The sequence below is a fragment of the Niveibacterium umoris genome (genome assembly GCF_014197015.1).
GTDB classification, from domain to species: Bacteria; Pseudomonadota; Gammaproteobacteria; order Burkholderiales; family Rhodocyclaceae; genus Niveibacterium; species Niveibacterium umoris.
The window spans coordinates 2,456,645-2,476,789 of sequence record NZ_JACIET010000001.1 but is presented as its reverse complement, the minus strand read 5'-3'; the positions used below and the strand labels follow the sequence as shown (position 1 = coordinate 2,476,789).

The following is a 20,145-nucleotide window of genomic DNA, read 5'->3' as shown; positions in this document are numbered from 1 at the left end:
AAACGCGGAAGGCATCAGCCTCTGGGGTGGTGATCGGCATGCAGACGCTTGAGGCGCTCTCTCGCCACATGTGTATAGACCTGAGTGGTCGAAATGTCGGCGTGGCCGAGCAGCATTTGAACCACGCGTAAATCGGCCCCGTGATTGAGCAGATGGGTGGCAAAGGCGTGGCGCAGTACATGCGGCGAAATGCGATCCTGCGCAATGCTCGCAGTGACGGCGTGGTGTTTCACGATGTTCCAGAAACGCTGGCGGGTCATTGCCTCGGCGCGCTGCGTGACGAACAATTCCGACGCTGTGCGAGCGCCAAGCAGCACAGGGCGAGAATTGAGCGTGTAGCGCTGGATCCATTCCAGCGCAATTTCCCCCACCGGCACGATACGCTCCTTCGAGCCCTTTCCGAACAGGCGCACCAGACCGGCGCGCAAGTCAAGTTCCGTCATTCGAATGGCCACCAGTTCGGACACGCGCAATCCGGTGGCATACAGTGTCTCGAGCATGGCGCGGTCACGCAGACCGAGCGGTGTGTCGATGTCTGGCGCGCCGAGCAAGTCTTCGACTTGCCGTTCCGAAAGTGTCTTGGGAATGCGCTGTGCTTTTGCGGGTGAAGCCAGGTCGAGCGTCGGGTCAATCCGGATCCTGCCTTCCGCGAGCAGGTGCCGGAAAAACCGCCGCAGCGTTGCAAGCATGCGTCGCTGGCTTGACGGCTTGATGTTAGCTGCAACGCTCTGGAAATAGGCTTGCAAGTCCGCGCCCGTGGCGTCCGGGAGCTGCTGGCCTTTTGCCGCGAGCCAGTTCGCGCATGCCTTCAAATCGCTTCTGTAGGCGCTGAGCGTGTTTTGCGCGAGCCCGTCTTGCAGCCACAGCGTTTCACAGAATGCGTCGATTTCGACGTCGGCACCTTCCGATGGATTACTCACGCGAGAACGCCTTCGCGCCAAAGCAGCCAGCGTTTTGTTTCGATCAGCCAGCCGTCCGAATGATTGGCGAATCCGCCGATCCCATTTCGTCCCAACACGCGATGACATGGAATGATGAGCGGAAGGGGATTGGCGCCACATGCCTGCCCGACGGCACGCGCTGCGCTGCTCAATTGTGTTGCGAGTTCGCCATAGCGGCGGATTTGTCCGCGCGGGATCGCCGATATGGCCGCCCAGACTCGCTGTTGGAATGCAGTGCCTGCAATGCTGATCGCGATGCCGGTGAGGTCGCTGTCGCAAGAAAGGTAGGCGTCGAATGCGGCCTTGAACTGCGATGCGGCAGCATCCGCAGGGGCGCTCAGGGCGGTGTCGGGCGGCAGGAATACGAGACCGGAGATCCGCGCGCAGGATGTCGCTACACCGAGCTTGCAGGTCGGCATCTCCAGGATCGCAGCGAAAGAGCGGGTGGCGTCCATCGAGGGTTGCGGTTCGGGCAATGTGCGGCCGCGCGTCGTTTGGCACAAGAAAAAGCCGGTGGTGCTTGCGCACCGCCGGCCTATGCTCTCTACCCCAAGAGCGATGAAACTGTTATTTGCGCGGAATATAGCAGCATGTCTGCATTCTTGGGTAGATAAATGTGAAAAACACCCAGATCGCGAACTTACTTCTTCCCGATCAATGCGTCTTTGAGGTCGGCCTGGACCGGTTTGTCGCCAAACCAGATCCGGAGCAGCGCGGTGTAGAAGTCGTCGCCCTGGATGTCTTTGCCCTTGGCGGCATCATTCATCAGAACGCGTGTGGCGCTGCCGGTCCACTCGATCTTGATGTCGCTCTTCTCGGGCACCTTGCCCATTGCGAGAAGGTTGGCGCGAAACTCTTCGAGGCGCGGCTTGATCTTGGCCATATCGGCGGCCGAGGTGTTGTCTTCGACGCCTTTTTCCAGCGCTTCGGAGAGTTGTTCGGCGGAAAGGTCACGCAGCGTTACGATATGGATGCGCTTGACGCCCTTGGCGCCGAGAACCGCGCTGGCGTTGTCCGCCTTGGCGGGCAGGTAAAGCCCGATGGCGTAGACCTTGAAAAAGACTTTCTTGCGCAGCCCGGCGCCGTTCAGGACCAGTTCCGTGCCGCTGGCGCTGACCTTGTCCTCGAATTTGACGCCGGAAACATCGACGGCGGCCAGTGTCGGTGTGGCCAAGGCCATTGAAAGCGCCAGCGTGGCCAGAATTCGCTTCAGCATAAGTTGTCTCCTCTTGTTGATTTAATGACGCGGCCGCAGCCGGCCGGCGATGTTTGCCGTACCGAAGCGTACGGCATGGCGTACCAAAAACAAACCCTCCGCGCGGGAGGGTTTGAAGCGTTCAGGCCATCCCGCGCGGGCACGGCTTCAGCTGCGCACTTCGCCGTTGCCGAATACCACCCACTTCTGGCTTGTGAGCCCTTCGAGCCCGACCGGGCCGCGCGCGTGGATCTTGTCGGTCGAAATGCCAATCTCCGCGCCGAGGCCGTATTCAAAGCCATCCGCAAATCGTGTCGACGCATTGATCATCACCGAACTCGAATCCACCTCACGAATGAAGCGCATGGCGCGTGTGTAGTTCTCGGTGACGATGGCCTCGGTGTGCTGGGACGAGTAGGCGTTGATATGCGTGATCGCTTCGTCCACACCGGGCACGGTGCAGATCGCAATGATCGGCGCGAGGAATTCGGTGCGGAAATCCTCTTCGGTTGCGTCCTTGATGCCGGATAGCCCTGCCGATTCCAAAATTGCACGGGATTCCGGGCAGCAGCGCATCTCGACGCCTTTCTCGGCGTAAATGCGGCCAATGCGCGGCAGAAACTCGGCCGCGACAGACTGCGCGACCAGTAACGACTCGGCGGTGTTGCAGGTGCCGTAGCGGTGGGTTTTCGCGTTGTCCGCGATCCGAAGCGCCTTGTCCATGTCGGCGTCAGTATCCACGTAGACATGGCAATTGCCGTCCAAGTGTTTGATCACGGGCACGCGCGCATCGCGCGAAATGCGTTCGATCAACCCTTTGCCGCCACGCGGCACGATGACGTCTACAAACTCCGGCATCGTGATCAGTTCGCCCACCGCCGCTCTGTCCGTGGTGTCGATCACTTGCACCGCATTTTCCGGCAGGCCAGCATGGGCAAGGCCGTCGCGCACGCATGCCGCGATCGCTTGATTGCAATGCAGCGCTTCCTTGCCGCCGCGCAGGATTGCCGCATTGCCGCTTTTGAGGCACAGGCCGGCAGCGTCGGCGGTCACGTTCGGGCGTGCTTCGTAAATGATGCCGACGACACCCAGCGGTACGCGCATCTTGCCGACCTGGATGCCGGTCGGGCGGCGTTTCATGTCGGTGATTTCGCCGACCGGGTCGGGCAGGGCGGCGATCTGCTCCAGGCCCGTAGCCATCGATTCGACGGTTTTTGGTGTGAGCGTCAGGCGGTCGATCATGGCCGGCTCCAAGCCGTCGGCACGGGCCTGTTCAAGGTCGCGTGCATTCGCGGCGAGCAGGGATTCAGCGCGGTCGCGGATGAGGCGTGCGATCTCGTTCAGAGCGCCGTTTTTCGCGGCGGTGGACGCCGCCGCCATTGCGCGCGAAGCGCTGCGAGCCTGGCGGCCCACGGTCTGCATGTAGCTCTTGATATCCATGACGTGATCAGCTGCGAAAGCAAACAAGCATTCTAGCCTTCGACTCCCCGGTGCGCGGGCGATGCGCCGATTCGCAACAAATGTGTGGCGTAAGGGCCTGCGTGCGGAATGCAACACTCCGATACACGCCGGGTTGACGCATGCATATCGTCACCGACAGAATGCAAAGCACTTTTTGTTCAATCCCGTTCCCCAAGGAGCGACCTATGCGCAAGTTCAACGACATCGCCAAAAAAACCGGCCCCAACGCCGGCGGCGTGCGCATGCTCGCCCTCCGATCCGGCTTTATGGGTTGTGCTGTGAACGTGGCCGGTATTGGCTACGCACCGTGCACCCATCTGTCCCTGACTAGCTAGCGGCGGGCTTCGTTCCCGCCACTCCAAGTGGGCGGGAACGACAGCAGGCACTGGCCAAAAGTCTCAATTCCCTCCCGCACTGTGTGATGTGCGCGTGACGCTATCCGCGTTGCGCGAATCTCGACGGCGTGCCGTGATCCGGTCGCCAGGAGAATAAGAATGTTTGCGTACTGGATGCGCGCCCTCGCCCCCGAGGGCAGCCTCTGGCGGCATCGCGATTACATGCGGCTGTTTCTCGCCAGCACGCTCGCGACGCTCGGGGCCACGGTTTCACAAATGGCATTGCCGCTGACGGCAGTGCAGTTGCTCAACGCCAGCGCGACACAGATGGGCATCCTCGCCGCCTGCGAGTTGCTCCCGTTTGCGTTGTTCAGCTTGCCGGCCGGGGTGTGGGTCGATAGGTCGCGCAAGAAGCGCTTGTCGGCCACGTTCGATTTCCTCGGGGCGGCCGCCTTGGCGCTGGTTCCGGTGGCCTATTTGCTGGGCGTGTTGTCGTTGCCTGTGCTGTATGTGGCGGGCTTCATCATTGGCTGCACGTTTGCGATCGGTGGCACCGCGATGCAGGTGTTCATTACCCAGCTGGTCGGGCGGGATCGCCTGGTTGAAGCCAACAGCAAGCTGTCCGGCGCCGGTTCGATCGCCGGTATTGTCGGCCCGGCATTGGCCGCGATCGTGGTGGATGCGGTGGGCGCGCCGCTGGCGATCACGTTGGATGCTTGCGGCTTCCTGCTCTCGGGCGTGCTGGTGCTGTCGATACGGCGTGACGACCCGCCGGTGGTGACCGAGCCTCGCCCGATGTGGCCGGAAGTCGCGGAGGGCCTGCGCATGGTGTGGCGCAACCCGCTGCTGCGCTCGTTGGCCGTTGCGGCGGCGGTGTGGATCATGCTCTTCGACAGCTTTCGTGCGCTGTACGTGCTGTTCGCGACGCGCGAGCTGCACCTGAGCGCGAAGGATCTGGCGTTGATCAACACGCTCGGGGCGCTGGGCGCGCTGCTTGGCGCCGCAGGCGCGCATCGGCTTGAGCGCACGCGCGGCGCACGACCAACGCTGATCCTGGGCTATCTGCTCTGCGGTCTGGGGTATGGCGCCTATGCCGCGATGCAGCCGGGCTGGCTGTTCACCGCGCTCGGCGCCGGGCTGGCGATGCTGGTGATCGACTTTGGCGCAACGATGTATTCGATCACCTACATCAGCCTGCGCCAGCAGGTCACGCCCGACGCGATGCTCGGCCGCATGACGGCGACCATGCGCTTTCTGAGCGTCTCGGCCGCACCGATTGGCTCGGCAGTGGCGGGGCGCATGGGCGATGCGGTGGGTCTGCATGGCACGCTTTTCGGCGTCGCCGTGCTCGGTTCGCTGCTGGCGTTGGGCGCCGCCCGCTGGATGCCGGCGACCCGGGTGGAGCCGGAAGCGATTTATGAGTTGTCCGAACAAGGAGTGATGAAATGAAAAAAGAGAAAGTCATCCAGGTCCGGGCGGCAGAGCCCGAGGACTGGCGTGCGGTGCACGCGATCATGACGACGCCGGCTGCGGCTGCAGGGACCTTCAATACCCCCTACAACGGCGTCGAACGTTACCGACGTCAGCTCGCGGAGCCCGGCGGCGATCACTGGCTGCTCGGCTGCGTCGACGGTGAACCAGTCGGTGCCGTGATCGTCATGCCGCAGGCGCCGGCACGCCGTGCACACTGCGCGCGGCTGGTCATTGCGGTGCGCGACGACTGGCAGCGCCGCGGCGTCGGCAAGCAGTTGATGGCGGCGGCGATGGATCTGAGCGACAACTGGCTGGGCGTCGCGCGGATCGAGCTCGAGGTGTTCGTTGATAACGTGGCGGCAATTGCGCTGTACCGCCGCCACGGTTTTGATACCGAGGGCTGCTCGCGCGGCTTTGCTCTGCGCCACGGCGTGCTGGTCGACGTCTACCGCATGGCCAGACTGCGGGGCATCAAGCCCTGGACGGCGCCGGCGGTGGCGGCGAACCACGCTTGAAGCACGGTCATCCGCGGCGTCGATCCCGTTCCTGCGGGCCGGCGCCGCGGATGCGACAATCCGCACCATGACTGAGTGGCGTTGGGACATCTTCTGCACGGTCATCGACAACTACGGTGACATCGGCGTCTGCTGGCGTCTGGCGCGGCAATTGGCCAGCGAGCATCGCGCCGAGGTGCGGCTGTGGGTCGATGATCTGGCGAGTTGCCGCCGTTTGCTCGGCATGTGCGCTGACGATGGCGGTACGCCGCAGCCCGGGGTTGTCGTATGCCACTGGCGCCCTGGCTCGGTCCCCGAAGCGTTGGCCGATGTGGTCGTCGCGGGCTTCACTTGCCGGCTGCCTGAGGCCTACCTGGCCGCAATGGCGGCCCGTGCCCGCCCGCCGGTGTGGATTACGCTCGAATACCTGTCTGCGGAGGACTGGGTTGAGGGTTGCCACCTTTTGCCGTCTCCGCATCCGCGCTTGGCGTTGACCGAATTCTTCTTTTACCCCGGGTTCACCGCTAAGACCGGCGGACTGCTGCGCGAAGCCGGCTTGATCGAGGCGCGCGAGCGCTTCCGCGCTGATGCGGCGGCGCAGGCGGAAAACTGGGCGTTGCTCGGTACCGACGCGCCGGCGCCCGAGGCATTGCGCGTCTCGCTGTTCGCTTACGAGAACCCCGCCGTTGCGTCCTTGCTGGCGACATGGGCGGAAGGCGGCCGCGCGGTCTGGTGCGGTGTGCCGGAAGGGCGTATCTGGCAATCGGTGGCGCAGTGGCTCGGGCAGCCCCTCGAAACCGGCGGGGCGGTGCGTCGCGGCAATCTGACGCTCGCACCGCTGGCCTTCGTGGATCAGCCCGCTTATGACCGCCTGCTGTGGTCCTGCGATCTGAACTTCGTGCGCGGCGAAGATTCGTTCGTGCGCGCCCAATGGGCCGGCCGGCCGTTCATCTGGCACATCTACCCGCAGGATGACGCGGCGCACCTGGTCAAGCTGGATGCCTTTCTCGACCGCTACGTCGAAGGGCTGGCGCAGCCCGATGCGGCGGCGGTGCGGCGGATCCAACACGCCTGGAATGCGGGGGCGGACATGACGCAGGCGTGGGCAGATTTTGGGGCGGCGCTGCCGAGCTTGAACGCGCACGCAGACGCCTGGTGCGCGCAGCAGGCCGCCGCGCCTGATCTTGCCAGCGTGCTGGCGCAGTTCACAAAAACCAAGTTAAAATAGTAAGTTATCCATGTTGATGGCGCCGGTTGGCGCCTTTTTCCGTTATATCAGGTGCCCCGATGAAAACCGCCCAAGAACTCCGTGCCGGCAATGTCGTGATGGTCGGCTCCGAGCCGCTCGTCGTCCAGAAAGCCGAATACAGCAAGTCCGGCCGCAACGCGTCCGTCGTGAAGATGAAATTCAAGAACCTGCTGACCGGCTCGGGTTCGGAAACCGTGTACCGCGCTGACGACAAGTTCGATGTCGTGACGCTGGATCGCAAGGAAGTGACCTACTCGTACTTCGCTGACCCGATGTATGTGTTCATGGACGCCGAGTACAACCAGTACGAAGTCGAAGCCGAGAACATGACCGAAGCGCTCAAGTACCTGGTCGACGGCATGCCGCTGGAAGTGGTGTTCTACGAAGGCAAGGCGATCTCGGTTGAACTGCCGAACAGCGTGGTACGTGAAGTGATCTACACCGAGCCGGCCGTCAAGGGCGACACCTCGGGCAAGGTCATGAAGCCGGCCAAGATCTCGACCGGTTTCGAGCTGCCGGTGCCGGCCTTCGTTGAAATCGGTGACAAGATCGAAATCGACACCCGTACCGACGAATACAAGAACCGCGTCAAGTAATCTGCCGGTTGTTGTTGCAGCAAAAAGGGCCCCGCGGGGCCCTTTTGTTTTGTGCTTCGCACCGCAGGCGTTGCGTGCCGTGCTGTCATCAACCGCGTCGCTGCGGGCGTGCCGGGCGAATCTGGACGGCTAGTCCCAGCCGGACGGCGCGGCGGTCTGATCGCACTTCACTTCAACACGTGCTCCGCTTTCGAGCCACACGCCGGTAAGGCAGCCGCCCCACACGCAACCGGTGTCGAGCGCCAGGATGCCGTCGTCGGCGTAATAGCCCAGCGCCGACCAGTGGCCACAGACCACGGTGTGCGTCTTGCTGCGGCGTTTTGGCACGGCGAACCACGGCAGCACACCGGCCGGGGCCGCATCGATCGGCCCCTTGTGCTTGAGCGCCATCTCGCCGTCGATACTGCACATGCGCATGCGGCACATGGCGTTCACGATCACGCGCAGGCGATCCCAGCCTTCCAGCTTTTCGTCCCACGCCAAGGGCTGGCTGCCCCATAGGTTCTGCAGAAAGATCTTCCAGTGCGGCCCCTGCAGCGCGCCTTCCACTTCGTGGGCGAGCAGACGTGCCTGTGAAATGCTCCATCCGGGCAGCAAGCCCGCGTGCACCATCGCGAATCCGTCGGCAACATGCATCAAGGGCCGGAAGCGTAGCCAGTCGAGCAGGGCTTCGCGGTCGGGCGCATTGAGGATGTCGTCCAGCGTGTCATCGGCGCCGCGGCGCATGGCACCGCTCGCGACTGCGAGCAGATAGAAATCATGATTTCCCAGCACGGTGACCGCACTGTCGCCCAAATCGCGCACCCGGCGCAGTACCGCGGCGTTGTCCTGGCCGCGGTTGACCAGATCGCCGGTCAGCCACAACTGGTCGCTTGCCGCATCGAAGGCAGCGGCGTCGAGCAGACGCTCAAGCGGTGCGATCTGACCCTGCAGGTCGCCGATGGCCAACCTCATGATTGCGGATGTCCTTTCGCCATCATGGGCGCCGCGAGTCCCGCCCGGTCGAGCGAATCTCGATCACCTTGGCGTACTTGATGAAACTGTTGAAGCACCCGATCCCGATGTGCACCAGTCCGGCGCCGCCATCCAGAAAACCGCGGCGAACGATGTAGAACTTGAGAAAGCGGAAGATCGGGCTGACCCACAGCTTGGCGGCGCTCGGCTCGAAACCTTCGGTCACCAGCGCCTCGGCCGCCAGCGTGGTGTAGCGATTCTGTTTGGCGAGGTAAGACTCAAGGCTCTCTTCCGAGTGATGCAGCATGTCGTTCTTGAGCCGCCCGACATCGCCCAACGTGATCACCTTTTCATGCACCTGGTCGTCGGACCAGCGCGCATGGCGCCGGTCGAACAGGCGCAGCGACAGATCCGGATAACCCTCGCCGTGGCGCAGGTAGCGCCCAAGGAAGCGGTTGCAGCGCGGGAACTCGAAAGCGCGGTGCGAGGGGGCGGCGAGTTCCTGCGTGATTTCCTGCTGCAGGGCGGGCGTGATGATCTCGTCGCCATCCACGCACAACACCCAGTCGTGGCTCGACTGTTCGACCGCAAACTGCTTCTGCGGCCCGAAGCCGAGCCAGTCCTGATGGATCACCCTTGCGCCAGCGCGCCGGGCGAGGTCGCAGGTGTTGTCGGAACTGCCGGAATCGACCACGACAATCTCGTCGCAGAAGGCCAGCGAAGCGAGTGTTGCGCCCAGCGTGGGCGCGCAATCGCGGGTGATCAGGACGGCCGAGAGGGCTTGGCGTTCGCTCATGCGCGCCATTATAGGCGGCGCCCCGTGGCTTGCGATTTGCCGCCGGCGCCGCGTGCCTGAATAATCGCGGGCATGCGCGAAATCCTGATCGTCAAGACGTCGTCAATGGGCGACGTCATCCAGTACCTGCCGGCGGTGACCGATCTGCACGCGCGCGTGCCGGATCTTGCGGTCGACTGGGTGGTGGAGGCACCGTTCGCGCCGCTCGCGCGACTGCACCCCGGTGTGCGGCGTGTGATCCCGGTCGCGCTGCGCAGCTGGCGCAAACGCTTGTTGTCGCTGTCGACCTGGCGCGAGTTCGGCACCTTTCGCGATACGCTCAAGCTTGCGCGTTACGAAAAGGTGATCGACGCACAGGGCTTGCTCAAGAGCGCGCTATTGGCGCGCATGGCCGGCGCACCGGTCGCCGGTTACATGCCGGATAGCGCGCGCGAGCCGTTTGCGACGCGTTTCTATGCCAACAAGTATCGTGTTTCCTGGCAGATGCATGCCGTCGAACGCAACCGGCGACTCACCGCGGCGGTGTTCGACTATCGCCTCGACCTGCCGCTCGACTACGGCATCCGCGCGCCGGATCCGGCGGAAGACGCCTGGCGGCCGGAAGAGCCCTACTCGGTGTTGCTCACGGCGACAAGTCGCGACGAAAAGCTCTGGCCTGAACCGAACTGGATCGAACTGGGGCGCGCGCTGAACCGGCGCGGCCTGCACTGCGTGTTACCGGCGGGCAGCGACGCCGAGCGCACACGCGCGACGCGCATCGCGGCCGCGTTGCCGCATGCCACGGTCGCACCACGGATGCCGCTCGATGCCTTGGCGACGCTGCTCGAACGCGCCCAGTGCGTGGTCGGCGTGGATACGGGGCTTTCACACCTGGCCGCGGCCTTGAAGGTGCCGGTGGTCGCGATCTACATCGCAACCGAGCCGGGGGCGAACGGGGTCGCAGGCGGACGCAACGCGATCAACCTCGGCGGCAAGGGGCAATGCCCCGGCGTCGCGCAGGTCCTTCAATCGCTCGCGCCGTGGGTCGCATGATCGGGCGCGCGCTCTACACGCTCACCTGGTACCTTGGTGCGCCATTGATTCTGGTCCGCCTGCTCTGGCGCGCGCGGCGCCAGCCCGAGTATCTGCGCAATCTTGGCGAACGCCTCGGCTATCACGCTGCCCCGGTGGTGGCGCCCCTGATGTGGGTGCATGCGGTGTCCGTCGGCGAAACACGCGCGGCCCAGCCGCTGGTGCGCGCCTTGCTCGACCACTACCCGACGCATCACCTGCTGTTGACGCAAATGACGCCGACCGGGCGCGCGACCGCGGTGGAACTGTTCGGCGGCGAAGCGCGGGTGCGGATCGCCTACCTGCCCTACGACACGCCGGGATGCGTGCGGCGTTTCCTCGCGCACTTTCGTCCGGCATTCGGAGTGCTGATGGAAACCGAGGTATGGCCGAATCTGTTGCGCGGTGCGCGGCGTGCGGGTGTGCCGGTGCTGCTCGCCAACGCCCGGCTGTCCGAGCGCTCCGCGCGTGGCTATCGTCGCTTGGGTGGTTTTGGGCGCAGCGTCTTTTCTGATCTTGCCGCTTGCGGCGCGCAGACCGATGCGGATGCCCAGCGGCTGTTTGCGATGGGCGCGAGTCGTGTGGCGATCACCGGCAACCTGAAGTTCGAGATCGATCCACCGCAGGCGCAGCTCGCGCTTGCAGCGGCCTTTCGCGGCAGTTTCGGCCGGCGCCCGGTCCTGGTGGCCAGCAACACCCGGGCTGGCGAAGAGGCGCCCTTGCTGGATGCTTTTCTGCGTCATGCGCGGCCCGGCGTTCTGCTGGTGCTGGTACCGCGACACCCGCAACGCTTTGACGAAGTGGCCCAATTGATCGCGCAGCGCGGTCTCACTTGCGAGCGACGCAGCGTGACGACCGTCGTGTCCGCCGATACCCGCGTCTGGCTCGGCGACAGCATGGGAGAAATGTTCGCCTACTACGCAGCCAGTGACGTGGCGATTGTCGGTGGCAGCTGGGCGCCGCTGGGTGGCCACAACCTGATCGAGGCCTGTGCGGTCGGGGTGCCTGCCCTGGTCGGGCCGCACACGTTCAACTTCGCGCAAGCGACGGTGGATGCGATTGCCGCGGGCGCCGCGATCCGTTGCGGTGACCTCGACGAGGCGATGCGCACGGCCATGAGCCTTCTCGACGACGCGCCCCGTCGCGCGCAGATCGGCGCGGCCGGGCGCGCTTTCAGTGCCCATCACCGCGGTGCGCTCGAAGCCACCCTCGCGTTGATCGAATCCTTGCCGCCCAAATGAAAGGGGCCCTGTCAGACAGGGCCCCTTGAGTATCGACGGACGTCGAACCGATCAGTTTGCCTTTGCAGGTTTCTCGGTCGCCTTCTTCGTCGGCGCGGGTGTGCCGCGCTTTTTCGCGACCGGCTCAGTCGTGGTTTCCTTCTTCGTCTCGCTCGCAGCGGCGTCCTTGCCGATCGGCTGCGGCGTCGTATCCGGAACGACGATCGGGCGCCCCGCGGCGGCCGGGTCGAGCAAAGCGTTGATGGTCTTGACGTCTTCTTCGCTCAGCGTGCCTGCGGCGCTCTTGAGCTTGAGCTGGGCCAGCGCAGTGTCGTAACGCGCGCGGGCGAGCTGGCGGAAGGTTTCGTAGTACTGGGTCTCGGCGTTGAGGACGTCGATGTTGATCCGCACGCCGACCTGGTAGCCGAGCTTGTTGGACTCGACGGCGCTCTTCGACGACACCAGCGCGGCTTCGTAACCGGCGACCTGTGCGATGCCGCTGGTGACGCCAAGGTAAGCCTGCTGCGCGCCGAGTGTCGCGCTGCGCCGTGCGTTCTCGAGGTCGGCGCGCGCCTTTTCGCGCAGCGATACCGCCTCGCGTACTTTTGACTGGGTGTAGCCGCCGGCGAAAATCGGCACGCTGATCTGCACGCCGATCGAGCCCGAATTCACCTTCGCCTCGGATGCAATGATGTTGCCGATGGCGCCGGTGTAGGTGTGACCATACTGGGCGACGACGTCCGCAGTGGGCAGGTGGCCCGAGCGGGCGCTGGACACTTCTCGGTCGGCGATCTCGGACGCGAGTTGCGCCTGCTGGGCGGCGAGGTTGCCGTCAGCGGCATTGTTCGCCCACTGGCTCATGTCGTTGGGTTGCGGCTGCTCGAAGCGCACGCCTTCGCGCAGCGGGGCGAGCGCACCCTGATCCTTGCCGGTGATCTGGCGCAGCGATTGGGTCTTGACGATCACGTCTGCGCGGGCGGCCGCTTCGCGCGCGACGGTGAGGTCGAAGCGTGACTGGGCCTCGTGCACATCGGTGATCGTCGTGGTACCGACCTCGAAGCTCTTGCGCGCCAGTTCCAGCTGCTGCAGGTTGGCGGCCTTCTGCGCTTCGATGCTGGCCAGGGTTTCCTGGGAATTGAGCAGATCGAAATACGCACTGGCAACGCGCACGATCAGATCCTGCTGGGCGCTTTTCGCCTGCAATTCCGACACGGCTGCGGCAAGCTCGCCTTCACGGTACTGGTACCAGTTTTGCAGGCGGAAGACCGGCTGGGTGAGTTTCACGCCCCAGTTGTTGCTGTTGTAGCGACCGGAGATGGGCGGCGCGGGCAGGTCGCGATTGGTATCGTTGTACTGGGTCCCCGCAGAGGCACCTACCTGCGGCAGCAGTCCCGAGAGGCCTTGTGCCTTGCGCTCGCGCCCGGCTTCCGCGCTGGCACGGGCCGAAGCGAACTGAGCGTCGTTTTCGAGCGCATCGCGATACACCTGCATCAGATCGGCCGAATGGGCCGCGCCGGCAAAAAGGCTCGCGATCGCAATGCTGAGCACTCGCTTCATGAATGGATCACTCCGTCAATATCGGGGCATGGCCGGGTCGACCTGGTCAGCCCAGCCGGCGACGCCGCCGGCAAGGTTGAACACGTGGCTGAGCCCGTGCCGTTCAAGAAAAAGGGCGACCTGCATGCTGCGACCGCCGTGGTGACAGATGACAACTGTGGGGGCGTCCGGATCGAGCTCCTCCGCCCGCATCGGCACGCTGGCCATCGGCATCAAGTGTGCGTTCTCGATGTGACAGCGCTCGAATTCCCATGGCTCGCGCACATCGAGCAGAAACGGCGCCGGGCGTGACTCGTCGGCCAGCCACGCCGCCAGCTCGCGCGGTGAAATCTGGTTCATCAGAACGCAAAAGTCGATTTGGCCGGTACGCGCAGCGGCGGTACCAGGGTCTCGAAGAGCTTTTCGCTCCGGTACTGCCCATCTGCGGTTGCGACCGTCAGCACGGCCGACATGACAGGTGCTTCGCCGACGAATGCCAGCAGGCGACCGTTGGGCTTGAGTTGCGCCAGGATGGACTGCGGCACTTCCTTCACGCCGCCGGAGAGGACGATCACGTCGTACGGGCCGCGTTCCGCCCAGCCCGAAGCGCCGTCACCTTCTTCGACGATGACGTTCTCGATGCCGGCGCGTGCGAGGTTTGCAGCAGCCAGGCTGGCAAGTGCGGGGTCGATCTCGATCGAGCGGACCCAGTCGGCACGTGCCGCCAGCAGTGCTGCCATGTGTCCAGAGCCGGTGCCGATCTCAAGCACCTTGTCGGTCTTCTTGAGGGCGACAGCCTGCAGCACCTTGGCTTCGATCTTCGGTTCCAGCATCGAGGCGCCGCCGGGCAAGGGGATCGCGACGTCGGAGAAGGCGAGTTTGCGGTAGGCCTCAGGCACAAAGTACTCGCGTTTGACGGCCATCAGGGTGTCGAGCACCTCCATGTCCAGTACGTCCCAAGGCCGGATCTGCTGTTCGACCATGTTGAAGCGTGCCTGCTCGAAATCCATTTCTTGCTCCTCGACAATGCCTTGAATTCAATGCGTGCGGTGGCCAATTCTAGCCCAGCCATGGCGGGCAAACCCGGCCAATGTAACGTTTGGTAGCGATCGGAGCGCTTTGATACACACGGCGTTCATCCCTTGCGCGCCGGCGCGGGGATGCGATACCACGCGGCGTAGAGCGCTGGCAGGAAGAGCAACGTGAGCACTGTCGCGACTGCCAGGCCGCCCATGATCGCCACCGCCATCGGCCCGAAGAACGCGCTGCGGGTGAGCGGGATCATCGCGAGGATCGCAGCGGCTGCCGTCAGCATGATCGGGCGGAAGCGCCTTACGGTGGATTCGATGATCGCCTCCCACGCCGTGCGGCCACCTTGCAGATCCTGCCTGATCTGATCGACGAGGATCACCGAGTTACGCATGATCATGCCCGACAGCGCGATCGTGCCGAGCATCGCCACGAAGCCGAAGGGCTTGTTGAATGCCAGCAGCGAAACGGTGACCCCGATCATGCCCAGCGGTGCGGTCAGCACCACCATTGCCACGCGCGAGAAGCTCTGCAACTGCACCATCAGCACCGTCAGCACCACCAGCAGGAAGAGCGGCATGCCAGCGGCAACCGACTTGCCGCCCTTGGCGCTTTCTTCGACCGAACCGCCAATGTCGATGTGATAACCCAGCGGCAGACTGGCGCGCAGCTTGTTGATTTCCGGTTCGAGTTGCGCGGTGACAGTGGCCGGCTGCACGGTGCCGTAGAGATTGCCGCGCACCGATACTGTCGGGACGCGGTCGCGGCGCCATACGATGCCCGGCTCGAAGCTGTACTCCATCGTTGCAACCTGGGTCAGCGGCACACCACGTCCGCTGCCGGTCGGCAGCATCAACTCGGACAGCAGCGAGAGGTGCTCACGTTCGATCGGCGCACCGCGCACCGTGATCTGGATAGTCTCGGTGCCTTCGCGCAGTTCGCTGATGTTCTGCCCGTTGACCGAGGTGTTCAGGAAGTTCGCCACGTCCTGCGCCGAAAGGCCGAGTAGCCGCGCCTTCTCGGCATCCACATGCACTTTCACCACTTTCGAGGCTTCGTCCCAGTCTTTCTGGACGTTGGCGAGGTCAGGGTTCTTGCGCATGATCTGTGCGACCTGGTCGGCGATCTTGTGAGCCGTCGCATGGTCCGGACCGCTGACGCGGAACTGCACCGGGAACCCTACCGGCGGGCCGTTCTCCAGGCGATTGAGCGAGGCGCGCAATTCGCCGAAGTCGTTCTCGAACAGTTTGATCATCTTGCCGCGCAGTGCTTCGCGTTCGGCGATGCCTTTGGTCAGCACGACGAACTGGGCGAAGTTGGCCTGCGGTAACTGTTGATCGAGTGGCAGGTAGAAGCGTGGGCTGCCGGTGCCGACGTAGGCGACGTAGTTCTCGATGCCGGGTTCCTTGGCGAGGATGGACTCGACCCGCTTCACTGCACGTTCCGCCGCCTGATACGACGCCCCCTGAGCGAGACGCAGGTCGATCAGAAGCTCCGGCCGGGTCGAGTCGGGGAAGAACTGCTGCGGCACGAACTTGAAAGCCCAGATCGCGAGCACGAACGCGCCCAGCGTTGCGGCAATCGTCACCCAGCGGAAACGCACACACCATTCCACCGCCACCCTGAAACGCCGGTAGAAGCCGGAGTGGTAAATCGCCTCTTCGCCATGGATGCCCTGGTGTTGCAAGGCGCGAGCATGCAGGCGCGCGGCCAGGTCGGGTGCAAAGCGCGCGAGCAGACGGTTGAACACACTGGGCTTGCCATTGGCCGCGGCAAAATCCGGGAGCAGGTGGTAGCCGATGTAGGGCACGAAAAGCACTGCCGCGACCCAGGAAATCAGCAGAGCGATCACCGTCACCTGGAAGATCGAGCGCGTGTATTCGCCCGTGCTTGATTGTGCGGTCGCGATCGGCAGGAAGCCGGCGGCGGTGACCAGCGTGCCGGACAGCATCGGCATTGCGGTCGAGGTGTAGGCGAAACTCGCCGCCTTGGCGCGATCCCAGCCTTGTTCCATCTTCGTTGCCATCATTTCGACCGCAATGATCGCGTCGTCGACCAGCAGGCCCAGCGCCAGTATCAGTGCGCCGAGCGAAATCTTGTGCAGGCCGATCTCGAACTGGAACATGAACAGGAAGGTGATTGCGAGCACCACCGGAATCGAAATCGCAACGACTATCCCGGTGCGCAGGCCAAGCGACAGCAGGCTCACGGCGAGCACGATGATGACCGCTTCGGCGAGCGAGCGGACGAATTCAGCCACCCCGCGCGAGACCGCATGCGGCTGGTCCGCGACCCGCTCCAGCCTTACGCCGACCGGGAGCTGTTTGTCGATGCGTTCGACCGCCTGATCGAGGTGATGGCCAAGCGAGATGATGTCGCCGCCGGCGCGCATGACGATGCCGATCCCGAAGGCTTCGTGCCCCATGAAGCGCATCTTGTTGCTGGGCGGGTCGATGTAGCCGCGCTTGATCTCGGCGACGTCGCCGAGGCGGAAGCTGCGGCCGCCGGCGCGGATCGGCAGTTCGCGGATCGTGTCGAGGTTTTCGAACTGGCCTGTGGGGCGCAGGAAAATGCGCTCATCGACCAGCTCGTAATAGCCCGCGGGGGTCTTGGCGTTCTGGCCGACGATCGCGTCGATCACCGTGCGGATGTCGAGCCCCAGCGTGGCCAGTTTCGGGTTCGAGAACTCGATATAGACGCGCTGTTCCTGCTCGCCGAAGAAATCGACCTTGGCAACGTCGGGGACCTTGAGCAGTTCGCCGCGAATCGTTTCGGCGTAGCGCTTGAGTTCGGCATAGGGCAGGCCGTCACCGACGAGCGCGAAGATATTGCCGAAGGTGTCGCCGAACTCGTCATTGAAGTAGGGCCCCTGCACGCCGCTTGGCAGCATGTAGCGGATGTCGCCGATGCGTTTGCGGACCTGATAGAACAGCTCCGGCATCTTGCTGGAGTTGGTCGAGTCCTTGAAGATCAGGAAGACCTGCGACTCACCGGGCTTGGAGTAGCTGCGGATGAAGTCGGTCGCGCCGAGTTCCTGAACCTTCTTCTCGATCTTGTCGGTGACCTGCTCTTCCACCTCGGTCGCGCTGGCGCCCGGCCAGTTGGTGCGGATCACCATGACCTTGAAGGTGAAGGGCGGGTCTTCGGACTGGCCGAGGTGGGTGTAGGACGCCAGGCCCACGACGGTCAGCACGACCATCAGGTAGAGCACCAGCGCCTGATGGCGCAGGCCCCAATCGGAAAGGTTGAAGCGCTTCATCGCTTGCCGTCCAGCGCGACCGGAGTCGCTTCCGGTACCGGTTTGACCTTGTCGCCAGCCGTAATGCGGTGCGCACCGACGACGATCACGCGATCGCCGTTCGCGAGGCCGCCTTCGATCAACGCGCCGTCTTCCCGCCAGGCGCCCACCGCGACCGGCCGCGCCCTTGCCACGTTGTCACTGCCCACAACCCATACGCTCGACGCACCGCCTTGTTGGACGAGCGCGCCATGCGGGAGGATCACGCGGGACTTCTGCGTCGTCGGGAACACCACCGCGGCGGTGGCGCCAAGCGCCAGCTTGTCGTCAGCCTTGGGTACCGAGATGCGTACCGAATAGGTGCGGGTGGCGGTATCCGCTGACGCAGCCACTTCCCGGACTACCCCGTTGAAGACCTGGTCTTGCGCGGCCCAGGGCCGCACCGCAACCGCCGTGCCGGCAACCACGGTGTTGATGCGCTGTTCGGGCACGTAGATCAGGATTTCGCGTTCGTTCGAAGCTGCGATGCGCACTACCGCTTGCCCGGCCGATACCACCTGGCCGGCGTCGACCGGCGTCGCGGTGATCGCACCATCGCGATCGGCGAGCAGCCGCGAGTAGCCAGACTGGTTGCTCGCCACGTCGGCCTGGGCGCGCGCTTGTTGCAAGCGTGCCTGCGCCGCGAGCAGGCTGGCACGACGCTGGTCGAGTACCGAACCGCTGACGAAGTGCTGGTCGGCAAGCGACTTGGTGCGATCGAATTCTGCTTTTGCGAGCGCAAGATCAGCAGAAGCCGCGATCACTTGCTGTTTGGCCGCCTCCGCATTCAGTTCGACATCTTGCGGATCGATACGCGCGATCAGGTCGCCCTTCTTGACCCGAGCGCCAAGCGTGACCACCCGTTCGACCACTTTGCCCCCAACCCGGAAGGCAAGGTCCGCTTCGTGCCGGGCGCGGACTTCGCCGGCGTAAACCGAGAGCTGCGAGGTGTCGGCAAGGCTCACCGTCCTGACCACTGCGGGGCGGACGTTATCCTGTGGCGGCGTTTCGCGGGAGCAGCCGGCCAGCGACAGGCAGGCGACGCCGCACAGCGCCAGTATCGTGCGCGATTTCATTCGGGGATTCCTTTCTCGGTGGCGCGAAGGCCGCGCAAGAAAATTTCGAGGAAGTTCTCTAGAAACTCCCGCGGGTCCTGTTGGCAGACCTCGCAGAACGCCAGCGAATTGCGCCAGACGGCGACATGCATGGCCGGAACAAAGAAAAGCGAGGCGGTTTGTTCGATGTTGATCGGCCGGAATCGCCCCTGATCGATACCTGTCTTCAGCGCCGTTTCGACCAGTCGCCGGCCGCGCTGGATCACATTCTCGTGGTAGAAGCGCGCCACATCCGGGAAGTTCATCGCTTCGGCAATCATCACCTTGGGGATGCCACCCAGTGCGGTTGCGCCGACGTTGTCCCACCACGCAAACAGGATGGCACGCAGCATGCCCTCTGGATCATCGAGCATGCCGGACAACTGCGCTTCGGCGGCCTCGATCAGCGGCAGAATCCCGTCACGGATCACCGCGGTGAACAGCGCTTCCTTGCTATCGAAGTAAAGATACAGCGTGCCCTTCGACACCCCCGCCCGTCCCGCGATTTCGTCGAGCCGGGTAGCCGCGAAACCTTTCTCGACAAACAGCTCAAGCGCCGCCGCCGAGAGTTCGCTCGGGCGCGCCTGCTTCCGCCGCTGCCTCAACGGCTCCGCCGCTTTTGATAACGCCTTCATGGATAGGGCCCCACCCTCGTTCCGCTTGCGGACAGCAAAACTGACTAACTGGTCAGTAATTTAGACGTCGCTGATGCGCCCGTCAAATAGATTCGTTGCTGGTACGTCCTATTAAAGGTGCAAACGTGCCAATAAAGGTACAAACGGCGAAAACCCTGCGGGCAAAATAGTTGCAAACAGCGCCCCAGTATTGGTGCGGTTCGCGGCGATTCTTGGGGCGTCTATGGAAATGACAAATCCATGAATGCCAACGAATAGCGTTACGGATATCCAACGGAATTAGAGGTGCCACGAACCCGTCGGCGTCTGGCTCGTTGAGCGAGCGACGAGACTCGCGGAACGGATGCGCCCAGCGAACCGCAGTGGGCGCAATCTGTGTTGGGGGGCGATTGCGGCTAAAGGCTGTAAGCGGACAGCGGTCCATCGTCCGTCACAGTCAGGGGTACGACCCAAATCAGTCGTTCAATCGCTTTTGCTCGATGAAGGGCGCTGATTGACCGCCCCCGCGTCCCGGGAAACTGCACAACCGTTCCCCTGCGGACGTTGCTGGCAGGACTGGCACGACATTCACTTGGATTTCAGCACCAGAGGGCGGTCAGGAAAGCAGGGATTCCGTGAGGCGGCGATAGCTCACTGTTTTGCCGACCATCCAAGTGGAGCATCCGGTGGGTCGGCTTCTGGGGCTTCGGCAGATGGCGCTATGTGGAGCGGGCGCAACAGAACCCGTCGCGCCAGCAATCGTCACACAGCATCAGTTCAGGATTCGCCGCGAGCCCACCTTGGGACGTTACCTTGCTTCACATGCATCGA

General features: G+C 63.8%; 19 protein-coding genes. 7 read left to right on the top strand and 12 right to left on the bottom strand.

The features are described from left to right. Window positions 1-14: 14 nt before the first annotated feature. The 4 genes from xerD to GGR36_RS11095 form a co-directional block, all read right to left on the bottom strand. The gene (gene xerD / locus GGR36_RS11110; RefSeq protein WP_420847492.1) at window positions 15-950 is read right to left on the bottom strand and encodes a site-specific tyrosine recombinase XerD; all 936 of its coding nucleotides are present in this window, start codon (window positions 948-950) and stop codon (window positions 15-17) included. Then, the gene (locus GGR36_RS11105; protein WP_244971061.1) at window positions 917-1,360 is read right to left on the bottom strand and encodes a methylated-DNA--[protein]-cysteine S-methyltransferase; all 444 of its coding nucleotides are present in this window, start codon (window positions 1,358-1,360) and stop codon (window positions 917-919) included. The genes xerD and GGR36_RS11105 overlap by 34 nt, the downstream gene beginning before the upstream one ends. A gap of 221 nt (window positions 1,361-1,581) precedes the next feature. Then, window positions 1,582-2,157, bottom strand: coding sequence for a chalcone isomerase family protein (locus GGR36_RS11100; protein ID WP_207064240.1), 576 nt, complete (start codon window positions 2,155-2,157; stop codon window positions 1,582-1,584). 147 nt (window positions 2,158-2,304) lie between these two features. Continuing rightward, a complete protein-coding gene (locus tag GGR36_RS11095) occupies window positions 2,305-3,576 on the bottom strand; it encodes a glutamate-5-semialdehyde dehydrogenase (RefSeq protein WP_183634985.1) in 1,272 nt (423 codons plus the stop codon). Between the two features lie 206 nt (window positions 3,577-3,782). Between GGR36_RS11095 and GGR36_RS11090 the strand changes: the two genes are divergently transcribed. From GGR36_RS11090 to efp, 5 genes are all read left to right on the top strand, one after another. Beyond that, window positions 3,783-3,932, top strand: coding sequence for a hypothetical protein (locus tag GGR36_RS11090; RefSeq protein WP_183634651.1), 150 nt, complete (start codon window positions 3,783-3,785; stop codon window positions 3,930-3,932). A 159-nt stretch (window positions 3,933-4,091) separates the two neighbouring features. Then, entirely contained in the window at window positions 4,092-5,381 is a 1,290-nt protein-coding gene (locus GGR36_RS11085) for an MFS transporter (RefSeq protein WP_183634650.1), read from the top strand. Then, complete coding sequence (locus GGR36_RS11080) at window positions 5,378-5,920, top strand: GNAT family N-acetyltransferase (RefSeq protein ID WP_183634649.1); 543 nt, start codon at window positions 5,378-5,380, stop codon at window positions 5,918-5,920. The genes GGR36_RS11085 and GGR36_RS11080 overlap by 4 nt, the downstream gene beginning before the upstream one ends. Before the next feature lie 67 nt (window positions 5,921-5,987). Continuing rightward, window positions 5,988-7,127, top strand: a complete 1,140-nt coding sequence (gene earP, locus GGR36_RS11075; RefSeq protein WP_183634648.1) for an elongation factor P maturation arginine rhamnosyltransferase EarP — start codon at window positions 5,988-5,990, stop codon at window positions 7,125-7,127. A 59-nt stretch (window positions 7,128-7,186) separates the two neighbouring features. After that, the gene (efp, locus tag GGR36_RS11070) at window positions 7,187-7,744 is read left to right on the top strand and encodes an elongation factor P (protein ID WP_183634647.1); all 558 of its coding nucleotides are present in this window, start codon (window positions 7,187-7,189) and stop codon (window positions 7,742-7,744) included. A 129-nt stretch (window positions 7,745-7,873) separates the two neighbouring features. Here the strand turns inward: efp and GGR36_RS11065 are convergent, their stop codons facing one another. Together GGR36_RS11065 and GGR36_RS11060 are read right to left on the bottom strand one after the other, a co-directional pair. After that, a complete protein-coding gene (locus GGR36_RS11065) occupies window positions 7,874-8,698 on the bottom strand; it encodes a symmetrical bis(5'-nucleosyl)-tetraphosphatase (RefSeq protein ID WP_221229524.1) in 825 nt (274 codons plus the stop codon). A 22-nt stretch (window positions 8,699-8,720) separates the two neighbouring features. Beyond that, a complete protein-coding gene (locus tag GGR36_RS11060) occupies window positions 8,721-9,494 on the bottom strand; it encodes a glycosyltransferase family 2 protein (RefSeq protein ID WP_183634646.1) in 774 nt (257 codons plus the stop codon). 72 nt (window positions 9,495-9,566) lie between these two features. Between GGR36_RS11060 and waaC the strand changes: the two genes are divergently transcribed. Next, the gene (gene waaC, locus GGR36_RS11055) at window positions 9,567-10,526 is read left to right on the top strand and encodes a lipopolysaccharide heptosyltransferase I (RefSeq protein WP_183634645.1); all 960 of its coding nucleotides are present in this window, start codon (window positions 9,567-9,569) and stop codon (window positions 10,524-10,526) included. Continuing rightward, window positions 10,523-11,785: a lipid IV(A) 3-deoxy-D-manno-octulosonic acid transferase gene (waaA, locus tag GGR36_RS11050; protein ID WP_183634983.1), complete on the top strand. Its 1,263-nt coding sequence runs from the start codon at window positions 10,523-10,525 to the stop codon at window positions 11,783-11,785. The genes waaC and waaA overlap by 4 nt, the downstream gene beginning before the upstream one ends. 51 nt (window positions 11,786-11,836) lie before the next feature. On the opposite strand, the gene GGR36_RS11045 is transcribed toward waaA, so the two are convergent. From GGR36_RS11045 to GGR36_RS11020, 6 genes are all read right to left on the bottom strand, one after another. Further along, window positions 11,837-13,321, bottom strand: coding sequence for a TolC family outer membrane protein (locus GGR36_RS11045; protein WP_183634644.1), 1,485 nt, complete (start codon window positions 13,319-13,321; stop codon window positions 11,837-11,839). Window positions 13,322-13,336: 15 nt separating this feature from the next. After that, window positions 13,337-13,660, bottom strand: coding sequence for a rhodanese-like domain-containing protein (locus GGR36_RS11040; protein ID WP_183634643.1), 324 nt, complete (start codon window positions 13,658-13,660; stop codon window positions 13,337-13,339). Then, window positions 13,660-14,310 carry a protein-L-isoaspartate O-methyltransferase family protein gene (locus tag GGR36_RS11035; protein ID WP_183634642.1) on the bottom strand — a complete coding sequence of 217 codons (651 nt, stop codon included), beginning with the start codon at window positions 14,308-14,310 and terminating at the stop codon, window positions 13,660-13,662. The genes GGR36_RS11040 and GGR36_RS11035 overlap by 1 nt, the downstream gene beginning before the upstream one ends. Before the next feature lie 125 nt (window positions 14,311-14,435). Further along, window positions 14,436-17,588, bottom strand: a complete 3,153-nt coding sequence (locus GGR36_RS11030) for an efflux RND transporter permease subunit (RefSeq protein ID WP_183634641.1) — start codon at window positions 17,586-17,588, stop codon at window positions 14,436-14,438. Further along, on the bottom strand, window positions 17,585-18,682 hold the full coding sequence (locus GGR36_RS11025; RefSeq protein ID WP_183634640.1) for an efflux RND transporter periplasmic adaptor subunit: 1,098 nt from the start codon (window positions 18,680-18,682) through the stop codon (window positions 17,585-17,587). The genes GGR36_RS11030 and GGR36_RS11025 overlap by 4 nt, the downstream gene beginning before the upstream one ends. Beyond that, entirely contained in the window at window positions 18,679-19,335 is a 657-nt protein-coding gene (locus GGR36_RS11020) for a TetR/AcrR family transcriptional regulator (protein ID WP_183634639.1), read from the bottom strand. The genes GGR36_RS11025 and GGR36_RS11020 overlap by 4 nt, the downstream gene beginning before the upstream one ends. Window positions 19,336-20,145 lie beyond the last annotated feature (810 nt).